Annotated in this window: 19 protein-coding genes and 1 tRNA gene; 10 read left to right on the top strand and 10 right to left on the bottom strand. The window is 62.7% G+C overall.

Annotated elements, in window-relative coordinates; genetic code table 11:
• Nucleotides 1-578: 578 nt before the first annotated feature.
• The 10 genes from ACED67_RS13555 (at nucleotide 579) to ACED67_RS13510 (ending at nucleotide 8,151) form a co-directional block, all read left to right on the top strand.
• Entirely contained in the window at nucleotides 579-1,934 is a 1,356-nt protein-coding gene (locus ACED67_RS13555) for a tyrosine-type recombinase/integrase (protein ID WP_395542202.1), read from the top strand.
• Nucleotides 1,934-2,239, top strand: a complete 306-nt coding sequence (locus ACED67_RS13550) for a hypothetical protein (protein ID WP_395542201.1) — start codon at nucleotides 1,934-1,936, stop codon at nucleotides 2,237-2,239. Before ACED67_RS13555 ends, ACED67_RS13550 begins: the two co-directional genes overlap by 1 nt.
• 103 nt (nucleotides 2,240-2,342) lie before the next feature.
• A complete protein-coding gene (locus tag ACED67_RS13545) occupies nucleotides 2,343-2,654 on the top strand; it encodes a helix-turn-helix transcriptional regulator (protein WP_395542200.1) in 312 nt (103 codons plus the stop codon).
• A complete protein-coding gene (locus ACED67_RS13540) occupies nucleotides 2,651-2,896 on the top strand; it encodes a hypothetical protein (protein ID WP_395542199.1) in 246 nt (81 codons plus the stop codon). The genes ACED67_RS13545 and ACED67_RS13540 overlap by 4 nt, the downstream gene beginning before the upstream one ends.
• A 150-nt stretch (nucleotides 2,897-3,046) precedes the next feature.
• On the top strand, nucleotides 3,047-5,323 hold the full coding sequence (locus ACED67_RS13535) for a phage NrS-1 polymerase family protein (RefSeq protein WP_395542198.1): 2,277 nt from the start codon (nucleotides 3,047-3,049) through the stop codon (nucleotides 5,321-5,323).
• A gap of 258 nt (nucleotides 5,324-5,581) precedes the next feature.
• Entirely contained in the window at nucleotides 5,582-6,250 is a 669-nt protein-coding gene (locus ACED67_RS13530) for a hypothetical protein (RefSeq protein ID WP_395542197.1), read from the top strand.
• Between the two features lie 152 nt (nucleotides 6,251-6,402).
• Nucleotides 6,403-6,690, top strand: a complete 288-nt coding sequence (locus ACED67_RS13525) for a hypothetical protein (RefSeq protein ID WP_395542196.1) — start codon at nucleotides 6,403-6,405, stop codon at nucleotides 6,688-6,690.
• A 79-nt stretch (nucleotides 6,691-6,769) separates the two neighbouring features.
• On the top strand, nucleotides 6,770-7,021 hold the full coding sequence (locus tag ACED67_RS13520) for a hypothetical protein (protein ID WP_395542195.1): 252 nt from the start codon (nucleotides 6,770-6,772) through the stop codon (nucleotides 7,019-7,021).
• A complete protein-coding gene (locus ACED67_RS13515; protein ID WP_395542194.1) occupies nucleotides 7,018-7,410 on the top strand; it encodes a hypothetical protein in 393 nt (130 codons plus the stop codon). Before ACED67_RS13520 ends, ACED67_RS13515 begins: the two co-directional genes overlap by 4 nt.
• Nucleotides 7,411-7,413: 3 nt before the next feature.
• A complete protein-coding gene (locus tag ACED67_RS13510) occupies nucleotides 7,414-8,151 on the top strand; it encodes a hypothetical protein (protein WP_395542193.1) in 738 nt (245 codons plus the stop codon).
• A gap of 95 nt (nucleotides 8,152-8,246) precedes the next feature.
• Here ACED67_RS13510 and ACED67_RS13505 read toward each other — a convergent pair whose 3' ends face one another.
• From ACED67_RS13505 to ACED67_RS13460, 10 genes are all read right to left on the bottom strand, one after another.
• Nucleotides 8,247-8,780 (bottom strand): hypothetical protein, encoded by a 534-nt coding sequence (locus tag ACED67_RS13505; protein ID WP_395542192.1) that lies wholly within the window; start codon nucleotides 8,778-8,780, stop codon nucleotides 8,247-8,249.
• A gap of 210 nt (nucleotides 8,781-8,990) precedes the next feature.
• Nucleotides 8,991-9,065, bottom strand: a tRNA-Glu gene (locus ACED67_RS13500).
• Nucleotides 9,066-9,126: 61 nt separating this feature from the next.
• Nucleotides 9,127-10,872: a single-stranded-DNA-specific exonuclease RecJ gene (gene recJ / locus ACED67_RS13495; protein ID WP_395542191.1), complete on the bottom strand. Its 1,746-nt coding sequence runs from the start codon at nucleotides 10,870-10,872 to the stop codon at nucleotides 9,127-9,129.
• A gap of 226 nt (nucleotides 10,873-11,098) precedes the next feature.
• Entirely contained in the window at nucleotides 11,099-12,064 is a 966-nt protein-coding gene (glpX, locus tag ACED67_RS13490) for a class II fructose-bisphosphatase (protein WP_395542190.1), read from the bottom strand.
• 96 nt (nucleotides 12,065-12,160) lie between these two features.
• Nucleotides 12,161-13,273 (bottom strand): hypothetical protein, encoded by a 1,113-nt coding sequence (locus ACED67_RS13485; protein WP_395542189.1) that lies wholly within the window; start codon nucleotides 13,271-13,273, stop codon nucleotides 12,161-12,163.
• A 71-nt stretch (nucleotides 13,274-13,344) separates the two neighbouring features.
• The gene (locus ACED67_RS13480) at nucleotides 13,345-14,643 is read right to left on the bottom strand and encodes a homoserine dehydrogenase (protein ID WP_395542188.1); all 1,299 of its coding nucleotides are present in this window, start codon (nucleotides 14,641-14,643) and stop codon (nucleotides 13,345-13,347) included.
• Between the two features lie 77 nt (nucleotides 14,644-14,720).
• On the bottom strand, nucleotides 14,721-14,966 hold the full coding sequence (locus tag ACED67_RS13475; RefSeq protein WP_395542187.1) for a hypothetical protein: 246 nt from the start codon (nucleotides 14,964-14,966) through the stop codon (nucleotides 14,721-14,723).
• Nucleotides 14,967-15,060: 94 nt separating this feature from the next.
• Nucleotides 15,061-15,624: a TadE/TadG family type IV pilus assembly protein gene (locus tag ACED67_RS13470; RefSeq protein ID WP_395542186.1), complete on the bottom strand. Its 564-nt coding sequence runs from the start codon at nucleotides 15,622-15,624 to the stop codon at nucleotides 15,061-15,063.
• Between the two features lie 27 nt (nucleotides 15,625-15,651).
• Nucleotides 15,652-16,200: a TadE/TadG family type IV pilus assembly protein gene (locus ACED67_RS13465; RefSeq protein WP_395542185.1), complete on the bottom strand. Its 549-nt coding sequence runs from the start codon at nucleotides 16,198-16,200 to the stop codon at nucleotides 15,652-15,654.
• The gene (locus ACED67_RS13460) at nucleotides 16,197-18,002 is read right to left on the bottom strand and encodes a TadE/TadG family type IV pilus assembly protein (protein WP_395542184.1); all 1,806 of its coding nucleotides are present in this window, start codon (nucleotides 18,000-18,002) and stop codon (nucleotides 16,197-16,199) included. The genes ACED67_RS13465 and ACED67_RS13460 overlap by 4 nt, the downstream gene beginning before the upstream one ends.
• Between the last annotated feature and the right edge of the window lie 556 nt (nucleotides 18,003-18,558).

The raw sequence follows: 18,558 nt of genomic DNA, 5'->3' as shown, positions 1-18,558 counted from the left end.
GCGGCAAGCCTTTGGGAACGCCGGATTAACCCATGGGTTCCGGCGGATTCCGCGTGTCTTCCAGCCGTCTTCCAAGGGTCTTCCGATGGTCTTCTCTTCGGGTGTCGGCCGCAGGATTAACCAGGATCGCGGGGCGGGGGTGACTCGGGGCGCCCGGCGCCTCATGGATCGGGAGTGCTGGCGCGACTTGGCGGGTGCGGCCCAAGCCTGGGAGGCGGCGGGGGGCGATCATGGCACAGACCTGACGCTGATCGCCTGTCGCGTCATACCTGCCGCCTGCCGCTCGTCATGACCGTGAAGCTGTGCCGCTTCCGGCGCCGCAGAAAGCACGAGCACCTTCGCGGCGGTTCTTTTGCAGCAGGATTTTGCGCGCTGGAAATTCAGCAGCTAAATCATTAAATTGCGAGGGAAAGTGGCAGCCCGTAGGGCTTCCCTCATAGTGTCTGCAAGCGTCTGTGGCTGTCTGAAGTAACCATTGTTTCCAGTTGCTTGCTGGATTGTCGCGTCTGCACCTGTCTTGTCCAGTCTGCCCCTTTCTGCCAGATTATGTGGGTGGAAAATGGGTAGAGGGTGCGGCGATGGCGCAGATATACCGGCTGACGGCGAAGGACATTGATGCGCAGAAGGCGCGGGGCAGGCTTGCCGATGGCGGCGGGCTGTTCCTACAAGTGACCGACTGGAAGGGCGTTCTGTCGCGGTCATGGGAATTCAGGTTCACCCTGCACGGCAAGACCCGCAGCATGGGCCTTGGGCCGTTCGCGAAGCCCCGCAAAGACCCCGACGAACCCGTGATGGGCCTGACGCTCAAGGATGCCCGGCTGCGGGCCGCTGAACTGCGACAGCTTGTCGAAGCTGGCCGTGATCCCATCGCGGAAAGGCTGGCGGCAAAGGTCGCGCCGGACGCGCCGAAGGTCGTCACCTTCGCCGACGCGCTGGACGAATACATGAAGTCGGGCAAGATCGAAGACTTCCGCAGCGATAAGCACCGCAAGCAATGGCGAGCCAGCCTTGACCTTCACGCCATTCCCAAGATGGGGACGAAGGATGTGGGCACCCTGACCATTGACGACGTGAAGGACGTGTTGAAGCCGATTTGGGCCACGAAGACCGACACCGCCCGCCGTGTTCGCGGTCGCATGGAAAGCGTCTTCGCATGGGCGATGGACGAAGGATGCCGCCAGCACGACAACCCGGCATCGGTGAAGGCGCTTGAAGTCTGGATCGGGAACCAGAAGAAGGCCGAAGCGCAGAACCATCCAGCCATTCAACAGGGCGACATGCCCACATGGTTCGCCGATCTTCGCCAGCGTGACGGCATGGCAGCGCGGGCGCTGGAATTCGCTGTGTTGTGCGCCAGCCGGTCGGGCGAAGTGCGCGGCGCGACATGGGGTGAATTGGATTTCGCCGCAAAGGTCTTCACGATCCCCGCAGCCCGCATGAAGATGAAGAAGCCGCATTCGGTGCCGCTGTCCGAAGCTGCGGTCGCGCTTTTGAAGTCGCTTCCGAACTATGATGCCGACCACAAGAACCCAAAGGCGCTGGTCTTCCCGGCCCCGCGTGGCGGCGTCATGTCCGACATGACCATTTCCGCTGTTATGAAGCGGATGCACGAAGCCAAGGCGAAGAAGGACGGCAAGGGCTGGATTGACCCGCATGTTCTGACGCAGCCCGAAGACCCCGCCGAAGAACCGCAGCCGCGCCCCGCCGTGCCGCACGGCCTGCGTTCGACCTTCAAGGATTGGGCGACGGAAGCCGGTATCGACAACATTCAATCCGAAATCGCGCTGGCGCACCGTGTAGGTAACGAAGTCGAACAGCGGTATCGTCGCACTGATCTTGTCGAACAGCGCCGCGATATGATGGAACGGTTCAGCGCGTTCTGTCGCGGTAACGCCGCTTCGACCGTCGTTTCGCTGCGGGCGGGGGTGGCGTGATGGCTAAATGGACTATGGTCCCGGAAGTTCCCGAAGACGTTCTGCACAGGGCGCACAACCCGGATAAAGGCGGCAGGCCGGAAGGTGCCAAGGACAAACGGGCGACCGGCAAGCGAAACAGGCCACGCCAAACACATAAAGCGGCGGTCGTCGCGAAGGCAGCCGATTGGCACATTGCGACCGCCGAAACGAATGTTTCTATCACGGTCGAACGGTTCTTCGAAGAATACTCGCAAGGTATGACCGAAGATGGCCGCTATTTCAGATCGCGATTGATCGCAGAAATATCGAAGCGTTCACAATAGCTTAATCTAAGTGGTTTTTTGTTCAGCTTCGACCGGCAGCCCTATTTGCAGCTAGCCTCGCAAGACGACCGGCAGACACGCCGGGATTTGTGAGGATAGCGATATGACAAACCCTGCGCCCCCTGTTGCCGACTATGGCAGCCCCGACCGTGCATTCAGCCCTGCGGCTCTGGTGCCGAACGCGCTGATGCGCACCCCCGACGTTTGCGCCGTCACCGGCATGGCCCGCCCGACGCTCTATGAGGCGATGGCAAAGGGCTTGTTCCCCCGTCCGATCAAGCTTGGCACCAATTCAAGCGCGTGGCCCGCGTCCGAAGTGAACGCCATGTGCGCTGCGCGGATCGCCGGGAAGACGGAAGACCTTATTCGCGCTTTGGTCATCGAACTGACCGACGCCCGCAAGCGGTGTGCTTGACCATGTTCATTCGAGTGACGAACGCCCGCACCGGGGCCGGTTTTCTTCTGAATGCCGCCGCTGTCGAACAGTTTCATCCCGGCAGGCCGAAGGGGGCACCGGACGGAACGAACTGCACCGCTTGGTTCCGCCGCGAACCCGCCGATCCAGACAGCATGGCGCTGGAATGGTTGCGCGAAACTGTCGAAGAAATCGCCACCTTGATCGCGGAAGCTTATGGCAGCCGTGCGGGCTGCGATTAATTCAACTCAAGTAATTGAAAGAAAACGGCGAATATCAATCGCCGAATATTCCACCCATTTTCTACCCATACAGGCCCGAATATGCAGTCGCAGAGTATCCCGCGAGAACTTACAGATCGGCCCCAGTGGGTTGCGTGGCGCTTCGAACAGATGCCCGACGAACCGAAGCCGCGCAAGGTGCCGCAGAATCCGCGCACCGGGCAAAGGGCCAGCGTTGATGATCCGACCACATGGGGCAGCTTCGATCAGGCTTGCGGGGTCACGGGGGCTGTGGGCATCGGCTATGTGCTGTCGGGGCAGGATCGGTTCGCCTGCATCGACCTTGACGGCTGTATCGACCCCGACGGGGTGCTGTCGCCCTTGGCGCAGGAAGTCGTTCAGCGGTTTGCCAGCTACACAGAGGTCAGCCCGAGCGGCACCGGCCTGCATGTGTGGATTGAAGGCGAAATGCCCGGCGGTCGGGGGCGCAAGAACAGCGTGTCGGCTGTCGAAGCCTATTCGGAAAGCCGGTTCGTCACCGTGACCGGACAGGCGTTCGGTGCGCCCCGGCCAATCGCCGAACGTCGCGATCTGTTGAACCAGTTCGTCGCTGCCAATTTCGCAAAGCGGTTTTCGGCCAGCGTCGCGGCTACCTTTGAACAGCCGGAACGCGCTGGCGACGAAGAAATCTACGAACGCGGAAAGGCTGCATCGAATGGCCAGAAATTTGCCGATCTTTGGGCAGGCAACTGGCAAGTCATGTATTCGTCGCAGTCGGAAGCTGACTTCGCGCTTGTCGATATGCTTTGGTTCTATTCCCGAAATATCGCGCAAGTAATGCGCGTGTTCCGGGCATCCGGCTTGGGTCAGCGGGCAAAGGCTGATCGCGACGGCTACCTTGAAGACATGATCGACAAAGCGGCGGATCGCGACTTTGAGTTTGTCGATTCCGCAGGGTTGATCGAAGCAGGGCGCGAAAAGCTGGCCGCGTCGCAGCCCGTTGACCTGTTCGGGCAGTTGCAGCCGCCTTCTGTGCCCACAGGTGTTTTGCCCGAATTCATCGAATGGTGGGCGAACGCCAAGGGGAAGGAACTTGGGTGCGATGCTGCCGGGCTGGCGGTTGCCGCTCTGGTCACTTGTGCCGCCGCGACCCCCGACAAGATCAGGGTCAGGGTGAAGCCGGGCAGTTCTTGGGAAGAAGCGGCGCGGATTTGGGGTGTGTTAGTCGGCCCGCCGTCTTCGAAGAAGACGCCCCAAATCAATGCGGCAACCGAACCGCTGGCACGGATCGACGCCCGACTTGTGCGTGAATACCTGCGTAAGAAGGACGAATACGACGCCCTTCCACCGGACGAACGGAAGACACGGAAGCCACCAGCCAAGACGCGGGCGCGGATCGAAGATACGACCGTAGAAGCTATGCAAGATACGCTAGCCGATAGCCTGAACGGTGTTCTGTCGAAGCAGGACGAACTTAGCGGCTGGTTCGCGGGACTTGAGCGTTACGGCAACAGCGCCGGTGCCGACCGCGCCGCATGGCTGAAAGCCTACGACGGCGGCGAATATGTCGTTGATCGGATCAAGCGAGGCACACGGGTTGTGCAGAACTGGTCAGTTTCGATGATCGGCGCTATCCAGCCCGAGGCGATACGAAAGGTCGCAGCGAACACCGCCGACGACGGCCTTTTGCAGCGGTTCTTGCCGGTCATCCTGCCACCTGCAACTGTCACAAGCGCAGAACCGTCGCCGCAAGGATTGGACGACTGGTATTCCCAGCTAATCGAAGGGTGCTACGGTTTCGGGTTCCTTTCCGCGCCGCTAGAATTCACCCGTGAAGCGCAGGCTGTTCAGCGCCGTGCCGAAATTAGGCACAATGAACTTCAAGCAATTGAAAGCGTTTCGCCGAAGTTGGCATCACACATCGGGAAATATGACGGCATCTTTGCCCGTCTTTGTGTCGTGTTTCATGTCGTTGACCACTTGGGAAACACCCTGAACGGATGCCCGCCCGATTTTCAGCGTATTGGCAGAATTGAAGAAGCTGTTGCGCTTCGAGTGCTTCGCTTCATGCACGAATTTTTGCTGCCACATGCCGCCGCGTTTTATCAGAATGTCCTCGGGCTTTCGTCGGAATGGGACCGGCTGCAAGACCTTGCCATGTATATCGTTGCCCACAAGTTGCAGGAAATTGACGCGCGAACGGTTCAGCGCGGCGACCGTGCCTTGCGCAGCTTGAAGAACGACGAAATCCGTCCGCTGTTTGAACAGCTTTCCGCTTTGGGTTGGATTGAAAGTGTTCAAGGGCCGCGTCGCGATTCAACGAAGCACATCGTTAACCCGCAAGTGCATGTCCTTTTCGAAGGCCGGGCGCGGGCGGAAATTGACCGCAGGAACAAGGCGAAGGCTGAACTGCGGTCGCTGTTCGGCAAGGGCGGCGACAATGTGTGACACTTCAACCCGCCCGAACCCTAACTGTCACCGACTGTTCCTTGCGCACACGAATGGTATGGGGGGTTCCCCTATCCTCTTTAATAGGGACAGGTCGGACAACATTTCCGCCCCACCCGCACAAGGGACAGTGTGCGACAGATACCTGTGGGCATCATGGCAGCGCAGACCGCTACCGATCCACATTGAAATATAACACGAATAAAGCTTCGTGATCTGTCCACCCACAATCTACCCACTATTGAAGGGAACCACGAAATGACTGCAACCGGATACCCGCTAGTAGCCGAAGACTTCATCGCTATGGCGACCGAACAGCCGGGCGGGTTTGACTTCCTGCTTTGCCACCGACTTATCGACCGAAGCAAAGAACTTCCGACCGCTGCGACTTCGGATCATCTTTTGACCGACGTTCTTAGCGAATGGGTTCATAGGGAATGGTCGGTGTTTGAGGCTTACAGGCGTCGTGTTCGCAACGCCCCGGTATGGAGTATTCTTTCCAGTTCCATCCCGTCGATTGTCGAAGCGTTGAAGCCGCTTTGCAGTCAATCGTTCCTCAAGCTGAACGCCTTGCTGTCAATTGATCGCGAAATTTTGTTTCGCGCCAACGACTATACCCGCGCCCTTGGGCAAGAGTTTTACGAAGAAGCGCCAAGCATCACGTTCACGCGATACCTGAACGAAATGGAGCGGCACCGCAAAGTGAAGTCCGAAACTTACGAACGCGAAGTTCCCCGTATGGCCGAAGTTCACGCCCTGAACCGCGTCGCGAAGATCATGCCGCATCAGTTTCATCAAGGCCGGTCTGGCTGGCTGAAACCCGGACAATCAATCGAAGATCACATGCGGGAAGAGAGGCAGGCCATGTGGCGGGCTTTGGGTGTTAACTCAAGGGCCGACCTTCTGGCAGAGGCAGGGCAGGCATAGGCGCGGGGCGCTGCGCCAGCGGGCCACGGGCAGGGCATGGCACGGCTTGGGGTGGTGCATGGTGGCCTAGATGGGGATGGGCGCTGCACGGGCTTCCTATGGGCGCTGCGGGGATGGGGATAAATCGAGCCTGCGGGCTGAATAATGTGGGCATGATGAAAATGAGCAATGAAGCATTCAGCGAAGAACGAATTCGAAACGCCTATCGCGGTGCGCCGCTTTTAGTCGAAGACATCATCGAAATGCAGCGTCGTATCATTTCCGAAAATAAGGATTGGAAGCGCCGAAAGAATAAGATCGAAAACATCGGCGAAGTATTAGACGTAATCCAAATAGAACGGGGTAGGAAGTCAGCCGAAAGGCATCGCCGCAAAGTAAAGGTGCGGCAAGATATTGGATGGGGTGCGTCAATTCCGGCAGAGTTGGCGATTTGGGATTGACCGGATTTCGATATTAAGCCTATCCCTGATAGCATATCATTAAGCCGCCCTTACATGCTCAAATCTGCACGGTGCAATCATGGCAAACGCAAGTTCGGTATGGCCTTCTGCCAATACCCCCCTTCCCCCTGCTGAACCGCAGAAGCGGGTTCGGCTTGCATCGGTGATCGACTGTCGCCTTGAAATGACGAAGCTTTATCGCGAAGCGCGGAACGGCAAATTGAAGATCGAAGATTGCAGCCGCCTTGTGAACGTGGTTGCGCTGATTTCCCGTTCTTTCGTTGATACGGATTTGGCCGAACGTATTGCCGCGCTTGAGGCGAGCGAATGAGCCGCATCCTTGCATCGCGTATTGCCAAGCTTGAGGCGAAGCGAAAGATGAACGATCTGCCGAAGGTCATTTGCGTTGTCGGCGGGCCATACATGCAGATGATCGAAGACCCGGCGAACCCCGGTCACTTGATTTGGCCTGAACCGCCGGGCGGATTCGAAATTTATGCACGTAATCAACAATCGAAGTTGCTTCGCGATCTGATAGATTACGACGCGCAAATTGATGATGAAGGGAATACGAATGGCAAGGACACGTCGCCTGCACCTGCGGGCTTTACCGATCAACTTGCGCCCGGCGCGAAGCCCCTGAAATTCCGGTATGAAACCGACGCCAGCGGAACCGAATGGCAAGTCGAGATTTCAACCGGGCAGAAATGGAAAGTCTAAATCATGCCCAAATATCTGAACCCCGCTTATGCCGAATTTCTTGACATGATGCTGACCCCGACAATCGGGTTCAAGGTTCACTTCTGGAAATACGCCCAGAACGAAGTCGAAACGTCCATCGCGGCGGCGGCGAACCGCGTCGATTGGGCCGTCAAAGATGCGATCAAGCGTATCAGCCGTATCGCGTCCGATGTGACGAAGACTGTTCCGATGCAGCATGAGGCTTCGCGCCAAATCTACGACCGCTTGGCCGAACACGTCGCCAAAGATATTGCGTATATTCGCGACAAGGCAGACAAAGACGCCGCAGCGGCCCGCGACCGTGCTTTCGCGCCTATCGCCGCCGATCCCGACAAGACCGCTTTGTATGCCGAAACCCGTGCCATCTTCCGCGACATGGCTGCGAAGGCCGATCCGTCATGGCCCGTTGAAGCGTCGCGCTTAGTGAAGTCGAACCGGGATATTGCCGCAGCCCTGAACGCGGCCCCGGCCTTCAACTCGGGCCTGACGGATGATCGCTGGTCGCAGTTGATCCAGACCGCCGTTGTCGAGTTCGCGCCCGACGATGCCGCCGCGATGGTTCACGCGGTCGAAGTGGGGGCCGAAGCGTCGAAGATTGAGGCAGGCATGGCGAAGCTGAAAGCCGCTGCCTATGACACGGCGCAGTCGAACAAGGCACGGGAAACCTTTGTCGATGCCGAAGCCCCCTTCGCCGTGCCGCCCGCCGAAGCGGCTGAATAAGGATCGGACAGGGGCTTAATTCCTTTCGCCCTGTCTGGCAGTCGGAGTAGTGACCCGGCGATAGGCCCCGGTTGCAGCGATGCGCCGGGGTCTTTTTAGTTCGTTGTGACTATGTAATCGTTCCGTGCTTCATCATAGACCATGTGCGTTGTCTGCGGCCAATCTTTCGAGGTCGCTTCGAGCAAGGCGATGATAGTCGCGAAAGGGATGCGCCAAACAGTCTTGTTGCGGTCGTAGTCGGACACGACAATCAAATCTGACCAATTTCTATCTGTTCCACGGAACACGAAGCTAAGGTAGGCGTGAATACTTTGGTTGCAGATGTAGGTCGCGGGCTTTTGTTCGGCCTTCTCTGCCTGCCAGTCGTAGTTTTCTTCCAGCGAAAAACGATTCATTTTATTGATATTCTTTAGAACTGGCGTGCCGAACACATCAAGCTTCATGTCGGCGATGGCCGATGACACTTTGTGCAGTTCGATCATTCGGCGAACGATGAAGAAGCCGATCATCACGTCCCGTTCTACGGTGCAAACTGCACGTTCCGACCATCGCTTCGGCTTGGCAACCGGGCGGATAGCTTTGGCGATGCGGGAAAGTTCTTCTTTCCAGTAAAGGGATTCAATTGCCATGGCGCACCCGATCAAGCTTTATTGGAAACATGCGACGAAAGCGGGGCGTCCTCAAGCATCCGTTCAGGTTCACGTTCGCGTGATCGCTTCCGGCCCGATCCAGCGCCAGAGAGGCCGGTTTTCAGGGCGATTTTGCTGTGGGTAGAGCGGGGGTAGAGTTTTGCCGTTTGTCCGATTTCGGAATAAAATCAACAAGTTACAGCAAGTAAGTGGCAGCCCGTAGGGGAGTCGAACCCCTCTTCCCAGGTTGAAAACCTGGTGTCCTAACCGATAGACGAACGGGCCACGCTGTCGGTGGGCGGTGTCTAATCGGGGCGCAGGGGGAGCGCAAGAGGAAAAATTCACCTTAGGCTGGCGACGCATCGTCAAGGCGCAACTGCACCCTTGTGCGGCCGCCCCAGGTGTTGATTTCAAGCTTACCGGCAAGGTGAAACGCGCGGTGGCCGGGGGTCTCGAGGGCCGGGCCAAGCGCGCTGTCGAAGGCGCCGAAGGCTACGGCCTCGGTCAGCCCGCCCGAGGGCGTAGCGAGGGCGAGACGGAGATGGGTCTCGCCGAATCGCCGCGCGGTGAAGATGGCGTTGGGGATCGCGAATCGCGGCGCCGGCGCGGCGGCACCGAAGGGTCCGGCCTGGGCGATCTGTTCGGCCAGCGCCAGCGTCGCGGCCTCGGGCAGAAGCAGGCTGTCGATGCGCAGATCCTGCGGCGCCTCGCTGCCGGCGCCCTGGCGGGCGAGAAGGGCGGCGAGACGGTCCATCGCGGCCTCAAGCCGGTCTTGCGCCACCGTCAGGCCTGCGGCCATCTTGTGGCCGCCGCCCTTGAGCAACAGCCCCTCGGCGGCGACATGCTGTACGGCGGCGCCAAGGTCCACCCCGGCGACCGAGCGGCCCGACCCCTTGCCCAAGCCGCCTTCCAGCCCGATCACCACGGCGGGGCGGCCCGTGGCCTCTTTCAGCCGGGCGGCGACGATGCCGACGACGCCCGGGTGCCAGCCTTCGCCCGCGGCCCAGACCAGGGGGCCGTCGATGCCGCGCGCCTCGGCCTGGGCGAGGGCTTCCTCGCGCACCCGTTCGGTGATCTCGCGGCGTTCGGTGTTCAACTGGTCAAGCCGTTCGGCAATGGCCTGCGCCTCGCGGTCATCGGCGGTGGCCAGCAGGCGGGCACCGAGATCGGCCTGGCCGATGCGGCCGCCCGCATTGATGCGGGGGCCGAGGAGGAAGCCCAGCGAATAGGCGGTTGGGGCGGTGTCCATGCGCGACACATCCGACAGCGCGCGCAGGCCGGGCCGTTCGCGCCGGGCCATGACCTTGAGGCCCTGGCGCACGAAGGCGCGGTTGACGCCGGTGAGGGCGGCGACATCGGCGACGGTGGCCAGCGCCACGAGGTCGAGAAGCGCCATGAGGTCGGGGCCTTGCGTGCCCTGGGTGCGCAGCTGGCGGTTGGCCTCGACCAGCATAAGGAAGACCACCGAGGCGGCGCAGAGATGGACAAGGCTGCCGTCTTCGTCCTGGCGGTTGGGGTTCACCACCGCATGGGCGGCGGGAAGGTCGGGGAGGGCGAGGTGGTGGTCGAGGATCACGACGTCGGCTGGGGCGGCGGCGGCGACCGGTTCATGCGAAAGCGTGCCGCAATCGACGCAGAGGATCAGGGAATGATTGCGGGCCAGCGCCTGCATGGCGGGGACATTGGGGCCGTAGCCCTCGTCGATGCGGTCGGGAATATAGAGCGTCGCCTGATGGCCCATCGCCCGCAGCCAGGTGAGAAGCAGGGCCGCCGAGGCGCCGCCATCGACATCGTAATCGGCGAAGACGGCGATGGCCTCGCGCGCCTGAAGGGCGCGGATCAGCCTTACGGCGGCCTTTTCCATGTCGCGCAGGGAACGCGGGTCGGGGAGCAGATCCTTGAGCGTGGGCGCGAGGAAGGCGGCAGCGTCGGACGGCGCGACGCCGCGGGCGACGAGGACGCGGGCCAGCGGCAGGGGCAGGCGGGTCTGCTGGACCATGGCTTCGGCCAGACGGTCGGATGCGGCATCGGGGCCGCGCCAGCGCCGGCCGGTCAGGGAGGTTTCAACCTGGAGAAAGGCGGCCTCGGACATGGGCTAGGGGTGGCGCATCGGGGCGCGAAGCGCAAGGGGAAAGCGGATGTCCCATGCAGGGACATCCGGGTGAGTCCATAAAGATCAATGGGTTGCTTGTGGCGCGTTAAGGATTGCTTAACGACTGACCGGGCTCTGCCACGACGGATCGCCGGAGGGGCCAGCCCCCCGGAGCAGTTTGCCAAGATGAAGCGGCGGCCCGTTTCCGCGCGGCGCGGTTGCGCGCCTAGCGGAGCGGGCTGCGATAGGTGACGCGGCGGACCGAGCCGGTTTTCGACCGCATCAAGATCGTCTCGGTGGTGACCCAGCCGGGTTCGCGCTTGAGGCCGGCCAGAAGCGAGCCATTGGTCACCCCGGTCGCGGCGAAGATCACGTCGCCCTTGACCAGATCGTCGCGGGTATAGACGCGGTCGAGATTGGCGATGCCGGCCTTCTTGGCGCGGGCGCGTTCATCCTCGTTGCGGAAGAGGAGCTTGCCGAAGAACTGGCCGCCCATGCATTTCAGCGCGGCGGCGGCGAGGACACCTTCGGGCGCGCCGCCCGAGCCCATATACATGTCGATGCCTGTCACTTCCGGCTCGGCGCAATGCATCACGCCCGCCACGTCGCCATCGGTGATCAGGCGGATCGCAGCGCCGGTGGAGCGGATCTCGGCGATCATCTCTTCATGGCGGGGGCGTTCGAGGACGCAGACGGTGATGTTCTCGGTCGAGACGCCCTTGGCGGCGGCCAGGGCCGAGACGCGTTCGGAGGGGGTCATGGCCATGGTGACGACGCCGGTCTTGAAGCCGGGGCCGATGGCGAGCTTTTCCATATAGACATCGGGCGCGTGCAGAAGCGTGCCGCGCGGCGCCATGGCGATGACGGTCAGGGCATTGGGCATGTCCTTGGCGGTCAGCGTGGTGCCCTCCAGCGGGTCGAGCGCGATGTCCATGGCCGGGCCTTTGCCGGTGCCGACCTCTTCGCCGATATACAGCATCGGCGCCTCGTCGCGCTCGCCCTCGCCGATGACGACGACGCCCTGGATGTCGAGGAGGTTCAGCTGATCGCGCATGGCGTTGACGGCGGCCTGGTCGGCCGCCTTTTCATCGCCGCGCCCGATCAGGTTGGCCGAGGCGATGGCGGCGGCTTCGGAAACGCGGGCAAGGCCGAGGGAAAGAAGGCGGTCCTGGAATTCGATGGCATCGGCCATGGGGGGATCCTTAAAAATGCGGTCGGGCAGAGCCTTAGCGGGCGGGGCCTGTTGCGGCAAGGCTGGTGTCGCTAACGGCGGGTCTTGGGAAGGGCATCACGGCAGGCTGCTGCCGGTCGTGGCGGCGAAACAGGCGTCCAGCGCGATGGCGGCCAACATGGGCGGGCTTGCGGCCTGGGCCGGGGAAGCGTCGCGCAGCGGGCGGACGAGAAGCAGATCTATCCCGCGCGGCGTCGCCCAGAAGGCATCGGCGGCAATCAGCGCGGTGAAGGGCTGGGCAATGCCGCCGCGGCCCTGCGGGAAGCCATAGGCCAGAAGCGCCGCCGCGGTGCAGGTGCCGCTGCTTTGCGGGCAGGCGGCGGCGCAGGCGGCGCGCAGGGGCGCGAGGTCTGGGGTCGCCGCCAGGTAATCGGTCGCGGCCAGCGCGGTTTCCGCATCCGGCATCTCGCGGCCCTGGATCAGTTTCAAGGCGGGCAGGGCGGCGTCAAGGCGGGCCTCGCCCTCGGCAGGGGACAGGCCCGCATCGGCGAGGAACTGCGGGATCATGGCTGCGCCTTCGGGATTGGTCGGGCCATCGGGGCGATGCAGGCCGGCAAGATGGGCCAGCGCCATGGCGGCCGCGGGGCTTCCGGCCTTGAGCCGGGTGACGGTCAGGGCGCGGGCGGCGGCGGGATCGGGATTGGTCGGATCCGACAGGCGCATCGCCAGCAGGAAATATTCGGCCAGCGCGGGCAGCGGGCGATCAAACAGCCCTTCGGGCAGCGCGGCCCAGGGGCCGGTCTGGTTGATCCAGGTGAGAAGGAAGCCGGTGGCTTTTTCGTGCTCGCCCGCATCGTAGAGGCGCAGGGCGCGCAAGATCAGATCGTCGGTATTGGCGAAATCGGGATTGCCGCCGGCCCAGTCGGCGGCCTGGGGCGCGGCGGCAGCGACGGCATCGGCCAGTTTCGCGCCGCCCACGGTCAGGTATTTTCGGCGGTCCTTGAGCGGCGGGCGCAGCCAGTCGAGCGCGGCGGGAAGCGCAAGGCGCGCGGCAGCATTGCCGGCCTCGGCCGCCTGGTGCAGCGCGTCGAGGGCGTCGGTGTCATTCGCTGTGAGAAGCCGCTGGAAGGGCTGGGTGAAGGCGGGATCGTCCAGGCCCGCCGGAGCCTCGGCTCGGGCGGGGGCGGCCAGGAGCAGGAGACTGGCGAGGACAGCGCGGGTGAAACGCATCGGCGACCTTTCACGGGCGGTTGAATGACCGCCAGCGTCGGGCCGCGCAGGGGGCGCTGTCAAGCCGAGGCTCAGACCTCTTCGATGCGGATCGCGACCGGGGCGCCGACCAGGACGCCGGTCGCGCCAAAACGCGCCATGGCGTCGGAGATATCGGCCGGGGTGGCCTTGTGGGTGACGATCAGCACGATGGCATCGTCATCCTCGTCGCCCTTCTGGTTGATCTGGCGCATCTGGTCGATCGAGACGCCCGCTTCGCCAAGGCAGGTGGCGATTTTCGCCAGAGCACCGGGTTTGTCGAGAAGGGTCATGCGCAGGTAATAGGGCGCGGCGGCGGCCGAGCGGGCCGGGACGGGCTTGGTGAGCTGGGCGGCCGGCAGGCCGAAGGTCGGCAGGCGGATGCCGCGGGCGATGTCGATGACGTCGCCCATGACCGCGCTGGCCGTGGGGCCCATGCCCGCACCGGGGCCGCGCAGGAAGATCTGACCGACGGAGTCGCCTTCCAGCATGACCATGTTGGTGCCGCCCATCAGGGGGCCGAAGGGGCTTTCGGTGGGGACAAGGCAGGGCGTCATGCGCTGTTCCAGCCCACGCCCGGTCATCTGCGCGACGCCCAGCAGCTTGATGCGATAGCCCATCTCATCGGCCAGGCGGATGTCGTCGATCGAGACATTGCCGATGCCTTCCAGTTCGACCGCGTCGAAGGCGACCTGGGTGCCGAAGGCGATGGCGGCGAGGAGCGAGAGCTTGTGGCCCGCGTCGATGCCCCCGACATCAAGATTGGGGTCGGCCTCGAGATAGCCAAGCTGGCGGGCTTCCTCGAACACCTGGTCATAGGGCAGGCCGGCGGCCTGCATGCGGGTCAGGATATAGTTACAGGTGCCGTTCATCACGCCCATGACGCGCTTGATGCGATTGCCGGCAAGCCCCTCGGTCAGCGCCTTGATGACGGGGATACCCCCGGCGACGGCGGCTTCGAAGCGGATCGTGGCGCCCTTGGCCTCGGCCTGGGTGGCGAGGGTCTGGCCGTGATGGGCGAGGAGCGCCTTATTGGCGCTGACCACGTCCTTGCCTGCGGCGAGAGCGGCTTCGGTGGCGGCGCGGGCAGGACCTTCATGGCCGCCCATGACCTCGACGAAGACATCGATATCGTCGCGGCTGGCAAGGGCGACGGGATCGGTTTCCCAGGCAAAGCGGGACAGGTCGGCATCGCGGTTCTTCGATCTGTCGCGGGCCGAGACGGCGGTGATCACCACGGGGCGTCCGGCGCGGGCGGCGACAAGGTCGGCCTCGCGTTCCAAGATCTTCACCACACCGATGCCCACGGTGCCAAGACCTGCAAGACCAAGGCGAAGCGGGGCGGCGGGCATGGGAAAACCTTTCGGCTGAAGGACTGCGCCCCGCCTGTTAGCCGTTCGGCCGGGCGGGCGCAACTTGGGCGGGGTGGTCAGTTGATCGCGCCGGTGCGGCGGCGGAGATCGGCGGCGCGGCCGTCAAGCGCGGCCGCGCTGGTCTCGGTCGCGCGGGGGGGCAGATTGGCCCGGGCGAGCAGCTGGTCGAGCGGCAGAAGCACGGGCGGGGTGCCGAGCGTGGCCGCAGGCAGGGCGGTCGCGCCGGGCAGGGGGGCGCAGGCCGCAAGCGACAGGAGCAAGGCGGCGAGAGGGGAAAGGCATCGGAGGGGAGAGGAGGGCAAGGCGGTGCGCTTTTCGGATGGGACGCGCCACCCTAAAGGCGCGGCACGGCGCGGGGCAAGGGGGGCTTGTCGCCGCGACGGCGCAGCGCTGGGATCACAGGTTGGTCGGGCAGGGCTGCTCGATCAGGCAGACGCGGCGGATCGGCGAGCGCGGCCGTGTCACCACGAAATTGTCGAAGGTATGTGCCGGGATGCCGACGTTGAAGGCGGGGCGATAGGCGACCACCGCCTCGACGATCACCACGGAATCGCGGTTGGTCATCAAGGGGATGCGCGAGCGCATGTTCCAGACATCGCCCGCCGACAGCGCCGGAAGCTGGTTGCCCGGCGAGCGCGAGAAGAGGACGTAATATTTGTTCTCGGGCTGCAGCCACTGGATCGAGGTGATGCGCAGCTTCACATCCGTCTCGCCGGTGAGATACTGCATCACCGTCTTCATCCCGCCGATGAACGAGACATTGATGTCGCTTTGCCGCGACAGGAGATCCGACACGGCGTAAGACGCCTTTTGCGACTGGTTGATGGTGCGGAACGCGTCCCAGTAGATGAAGAGCGCCATGAAGGTCCAGACCAGCAGCGGCAGCATGATCAGGAACTCGGTCATCACCAGACCGTCTTCCTGATCGCGGAATTTCCGCAGGCGCTTGAAGAAGGACATGCTCGGTTCTCCTCGTCTTTTCTTGTTTTACCGAGGTTCGTTGACGAAAACGGTAGCGGCGACCAGTTGATAGCCGCCCTTGCTGTCGGCACGCAGTTGCAGCCCGATCCCGGTCGAGGGGAAGATGGGGTCCTGCACGGCGCAGACGCGGATCACCATGAGCTGGCCCGAACCGCCGGTCGAATAGTTGGACGGCGGCTGGATCGAGGCGCCCCGGTCGACGCAGGTCGCCGGAGCGGCCGGCATGGTCCAGGTCGCGGTGTTGATCGGCTCGAGCGAGACTTTCAGGATATTCCGGCAATCGCCCAGGATCGGCGTCGCGTCGCAGATCAGGTTGCGAAGCTGGTCATGCGTGACCGCACCAAGACGCGCCAGGCGGAAATCGCGCATCACCAGGTCGACGCCGCGTTCCAGCATGACATGGCGGATCATGTAGAAGCCCGATTCCACCGAGGCCATGAAGATGGTCAGCACGACAGGAACGAAGATCACGAATTCGATCGTGGCGGTGCCGTCCTCGCGCCGCCACAGGCGGCGCAGGCGCTGGCCCAGACGCGAGAGGGGCGGAAGGATCATTGCGTCAGCCTCAGTTGCGACAGGTTCGAGGCGATCAATGCGAAGGCCGTCTTGATCTCAAGCCCCGACACGTCGAAGAAGAAGCTCGACGCGGGCGACGACGCGCAGTTGCGAATGGCATTGGCGCCGTTGGTCGTGCTTTCGAAGGCGATGCCATAGACGAGGACGCCATTGGTCTTGGCCGAGGAACAGACCGTGTTCAGGCGTGTGTCCATCGTGGTTGTGTCAGTGCTGGTGTTGATGGCTGCGGTCCAGGCGTTGAAATAGGCGCTTCGGGTCGAACTGGTCGTGCCCTGGGCGCGCGCGAAGAACTGCCAGGCGACATATTGCACGCGCATGGTCTGGAAGACCTGCTCCCAGGTCTGCCGTGCGGTGAGCGTGTAGGTTCCGGTCGGCGAATAGCAGGCCGAGGTGCTGGGCGTGGTGCCATTCCAGGGCCGCGAGTGCCAGGCACCCAGATGCGGCACCCAGAACGGGCGGCTGTTGCAGAGCTTGGTCGAGGTCGAGCTGTCGACCTTGTTGCTCTGGAAGACGGAATAGTTGCCGTCGGTCGCGCGCCAGATCGAATAGGTATAGGGGCTGCCTGAGGGGTAAGAGCCGATGGGCGCGCTGCCCGAGGCATCGCCGGTGCGGTAGCCGTCGTTGAACCGCTCCTGCACGAAATTCTCGCCATCGGTCATCAGGACGATGACCTTGAGCGTCTCGCGGTCGCCATAGGCGGCGGGGCGGGCGCTGAAATAGCTGGGCACCTTGCCGGCGGCGGCCAACTCGCTGTTGATGCCTTGCGACGAGGGATCGACCAGGAAGGCGCCCCATTTCATGCCCAGATCGATCGAGGTTGCGCCGACGGCGACCAGCCCGTCGATCTGGTTCTTCAGGACCGAGCGGTTGTTGTTGAACGGGCGCACGACGTTGGCGGCGATCGGCTGGCACCAGACATTGGAATAGAGCGCGCGGCCGGAATCGTAGGTGGGCTTGCCGTAGGAACTGTCAGTGTAGCTCACGTAGCTGGTCGATTGCGAGGTCGAGGACCAGGCATCGGCAAAGGGGGTCTGCGGATAGGCCGTGCTGCGCGACAGCGTGGTGTTCGCATAGGTCGAGGTCGGCAGGTCCAGGCATTGGCTCATGCCCTGGTTCGATCCGCTGGTGACCGCGAAGCTGTGAGCGTAGGATTTGGTGAACTTGGAATAGAGATCGGGTCCGATATTCACCTGGCCGTTATAGGGCACGATGGCGATCGAGATCTTGTTCTCGGTGTCCTTGCTCAGCACAGTGTCGACGAAATCCTTGGCCGCCGCCTTGAGGTTGGTGATCCGGCTGAACGAATTGTACATCGACCCCGAAACGTCGAGCACGAGCGCGATTTCCACATTGGTCACGCGCTGTTCGGCCTGGCTGCGGGTCTGGGATTCGAGATAGGGGATCTCCATCAGCGACATGAAGTAATTGCCCGACTTCACGGTCGCCTTGGCCTGGACGATCTTGTAGTTCATTCCCTTGTCGACGCTGATCGAGTCCAGCTCGCTTTGCAGCCCGGCCTTGGTGAAGAAGTCGCGCACCACGTCTTCGCCATTGAGGCTTTGCTCAAGGCTGGCCGCGGCCAGGGTGGCGCGGTCCATGGTGTTCTGCACCGCGACGCGCTTGGTCTCGAAGCGCATCACGTCGACGGCGACGCCGCCCACCAGGATCATCATGAAGAAGAAGAACAGGATCTGCGGGGCCATGACCCCGGCCTCGTCGCGGCGGAAGCGCCGGGTCCTGTGCTGCGCCCGTTGCAGCCCGAAGCGGAGAATGTCCATCATCATGCCGATCTGTCCCCGATCACTGGTAAAGCCGGTGCCGCCCCTGGCAGGACGGGCCGATCCAGCGGCAGGTAGCCTTTGCGATCAGGCGGAATTGTGGCGCTGCGCGGGCGCTGGCCGGACATTTCCATGATCGGGAAACGATGGCGGGCTTGCTGCGAAATTATCTGCGACGGTTGAACGCCGGACTGCAACTGGCGCGTGTGGCGGCCGCTCCGGGCAGGGCGGGGGCGAATCAGTCGTGGCGGCCAGACTGACCGGGGGGAAGAAGAAAAGTCGCAGCAGGAACCGGCCTGAGCGACGATCTGCCAGTGAAACCGGCCGCGACTGACGTTAGGCTGCGCGCGTCGGCCTGCGTCACCCTTGGCGCAGCGCCCGGCAGCACGAGGGAGGAAGTGCGCATGACGACGATGCAAAGACAGGGCCAGAACGTCAACGAACCGAGTTTCCGCGAATCGGTTGATCTGATGTTCAACCGTGCGGTTCGGCTGATGGATCTGAGCCCTGGTCTTGAGCAGAAGATCCGGGTCTGCAACTCGACCTATACGGTGCGCTT

Origin of the sequence: Neotabrizicola paludis, assembly GCF_044142105.1 — a bacterium.
Lineage (GTDB): Bacteria > Pseudomonadota > Alphaproteobacteria > Rhodobacterales > Rhodobacteraceae > Pseudogemmobacter.
The sequence above is the reverse complement of the archived record's forward strand: the minus strand, read 5'-3'. Positions and strand labels throughout refer to the sequence as shown.

What these genes read in the sequence shown, in the direction of transcription:
- ACED67_RS13555 (WP_395542202.1), top strand. Translation starts at nt 579, where the DNA reads ATGGCGCAGATATACCGGCTGACGGCGAAGGACATTGATGCGCAGAAG.
- ACED67_RS13530 (WP_395542197.1), top strand. Translation starts at nt 5,582, where the DNA reads ATGACTGCAACCGGATACCCGCTAGTAGCCGAAGACTTCATCGCTATG.
- glpX (WP_395542190.1), bottom strand. Translation starts at nt 12,064, where the DNA reads ATGGCCGATGCCATCGAATTCCAGGACCGCCTTCTTTCCCTCGGCCTT.
- ACED67_RS13485 (WP_395542189.1), bottom strand. Translation starts at nt 13,273, where the DNA reads ATGCGTTTCACCCGCGCTGTCCTCGCCAGTCTCCTGCTCCTGGCCGCC.
- ACED67_RS13550 (WP_395542201.1), top strand. Translation starts at nt 1,934, where the DNA reads ATGGCTAAATGGACTATGGTCCCGGAAGTTCCCGAAGACGTTCTGCAC.
- ACED67_RS13460 (WP_395542184.1), bottom strand. Translation starts at nt 18,002, where the DNA reads ATGATGGACATTCTCCGCTTCGGGCTGCAACGGGCGCAGCACAGGACC.
- ACED67_RS13515 (WP_395542194.1), top strand. Translation starts at nt 7,018, where the DNA reads ATGAGCCGCATCCTTGCATCGCGTATTGCCAAGCTTGAGGCGAAGCGA.
- ACED67_RS13510 (WP_395542193.1), top strand. Translation starts at nt 7,414, where the DNA reads ATGCCCAAATATCTGAACCCCGCTTATGCCGAATTTCTTGACATGATG.
- ACED67_RS13535 (WP_395542198.1), top strand. Translation starts at nt 3,047, where the DNA reads ATGCCCGACGAACCGAAGCCGCGCAAGGTGCCGCAGAATCCGCGCACC.
- ACED67_RS13505 (WP_395542192.1), bottom strand. Translation starts at nt 8,780, where the DNA reads ATGGCAATTGAATCCCTTTACTGGAAAGAAGAACTTTCCCGCATCGCC.
- ACED67_RS13470 (WP_395542186.1), bottom strand. Translation starts at nt 15,624, where the DNA reads ATGTCCTTCTTCAAGCGCCTGCGGAAATTCCGCGATCAGGAAGACGGT.
- ACED67_RS13545 (WP_395542200.1), top strand. Translation starts at nt 2,343, where the DNA reads ATGACAAACCCTGCGCCCCCTGTTGCCGACTATGGCAGCCCCGACCGT.
- ACED67_RS13465 (WP_395542185.1), bottom strand. Translation starts at nt 16,200, where the DNA reads ATGATCCTTCCGCCCCTCTCGCGTCTGGGCCAGCGCCTGCGCCGCCTG.
- ACED67_RS13525 (WP_395542196.1), top strand. Translation starts at nt 6,403, where the DNA reads ATGATGAAAATGAGCAATGAAGCATTCAGCGAAGAACGAATTCGAAAC.
- ACED67_RS13520 (WP_395542195.1), top strand. Translation starts at nt 6,770, where the DNA reads ATGGCAAACGCAAGTTCGGTATGGCCTTCTGCCAATACCCCCCTTCCC.
- ACED67_RS13480 (WP_395542188.1), bottom strand. Translation starts at nt 14,643, where the DNA reads ATGCCCGCCGCCCCGCTTCGCCTTGGTCTTGCAGGTCTTGGCACCGTG.
- recJ (WP_395542191.1), bottom strand. Translation starts at nt 10,872, where the DNA reads ATGTCCGAGGCCGCCTTTCTCCAGGTTGAAACCTCCCTGACCGGCCGG.